This is a genomic window from Methylophaga sp. (genome assembly GCF_965655755.1).
Lineage (GTDB): Bacteria > Pseudomonadota > Gammaproteobacteria > Nitrosococcales > Methylophagaceae > Methylophaga.
Genome location: NZ_CBFHHW010000045.1, coordinates 10,640 through 11,901, shown reverse-complemented (window position 1 = coordinate 11,901; position 1,262 = coordinate 10,640). Strand labels below are relative to the sequence as shown.

General features: G+C 46.8%; 3 protein-coding genes. All 3 read right to left on the bottom strand.

Features of this window, described 5'->3' with window-relative positions:
* Nucleotides 1–140, bottom strand: a 140-nt coding sequence (locus ACTF5U_RS11665) for an NTP transferase domain-containing protein (protein WP_438971805.1), incomplete at its 3' end; no start/stop codon positions are given.
* A gap of 138 nt (nt 141–278) precedes the next feature.
* The gene (locus tag ACTF5U_RS11660; protein ID WP_438971804.1) at nt 279–707 is read right to left on the bottom strand and encodes a F0F1 ATP synthase subunit epsilon; all 429 of its coding nucleotides are present in this window, start codon (nt 705–707) and stop codon (nt 279–281) included.
* Between the two features lie 18 nt (nt 708–725).
* The coding region (locus tag ACTF5U_RS11655) for an ATP synthase beta subunit C-terminal domain-containing protein (protein WP_438971803.1) at nt 726–1,262 on the bottom strand (537 nt) is incomplete at its 5' end.

Here is a 1,262-nt window from a genome sequence, read left to right as displayed (position 1 = left end):
TCTGTGGGATTGAGTTGGTTTGCCGTATCGAGCACGTGTTGAAGTAATGGCTTATGCGCCAGAAGATGCATGACTTTGGCTTTAGCCGATTTCATGCGGGTGCCTTTACCGGCAGCAAGAATAATGATGGATAGAGACATAGATCGCTTGTTATTTATTCAAAAAATGCATTTTAGCAGAGATAGGGTTATTTGCCGCTTTGCGTGCTTTGGGTTGATTTGTTACAGATAAAAAAAAGGCCGTCCGAAGACAGCCTTTTTATTTTTCTCAGTCCGGGATTAATGTCCCTTCTTGCCCTTACGCATACGCTCAATGGCACGCAATTGGGCCATTGCTTCAGCCAGTTCTTTCTGGGCTTCTGCAAGATCTTTCTTAGCATTTTTGTCATTCAAAGCACGCTCAGCATCTGCTTTGGCAGCTAATGCAGCCGCCTCATCAACGTCTGCAGCACGTGAAGCTGTATCAGCCAGAACTGTGACAACATGCGGTTGAACTTCGAGAATGCCACCAGAGACATAAAACTGCTCTTCTTCGCCGCTGCTTTTCAGCACACGTACTTCACCTGGTTTCAGGCGAGTCAGCAAAGGAGTGTGACGCGGATAAACACCGATCTCACCCTCTACTGCAGAGGCAAATACAGCTTCTGCCTCACCTGTGAAGATCTCGTTCTCTGCGCTAACAATGTCAACATGGATAGTCATTGCCATGCTATACCTCCCAAAGGGTTAAAGCTTCTTGGCTTTCTCAACAGCTTCTTCAATGGTACCGACCATATAGAAAGCTTGCTCAGGCAGTGAATCATATTCACCTTCCAGAATGCCACGGAAACCAGCCAAAGTATCTTTCAGTGAAACGTATTTACCCGGTGCGCCGGTGAATACTTCAGCAACAAAGAAAGGCTGTGACATGTAACGCTGAATTTTACGCGCACGGGATACAGACAGTTTGTCTTCTTCAGACAATTCATCCATACCCAGGATCGCGATAATATCTTTCAGTTCTTTATAACGTTGCAGCGTGTTTTGGACGCCACGGGCAATATCATAATGCTCGTTACCAACAACTAAAGGATCCAGCTGACGAGATGTTGAATCCAGCGGGTCAATCGCAGGGTAGATACCCAGTTCGGCAATTGAACGAGACAGTACAACTGTCGCGTCCAAGTGAGCGAAGGTTGTTGCAGGTGATGGGTCAGTCAAGTCATCCGCAGGTACGTATACCGCCTGGATAGACGTGATAGAACCGGTCTTGGTTGAAGTGAT

Bases quoted from the DNA above. Each gene is read 5' to 3' on its own strand.
- ACTF5U_RS11660 (WP_438971804.1), bottom strand. From the start codon at position 707: ATGGCAATGACTATCCATGTTGACATTGTTAGCGCAGAGAACGAGATC.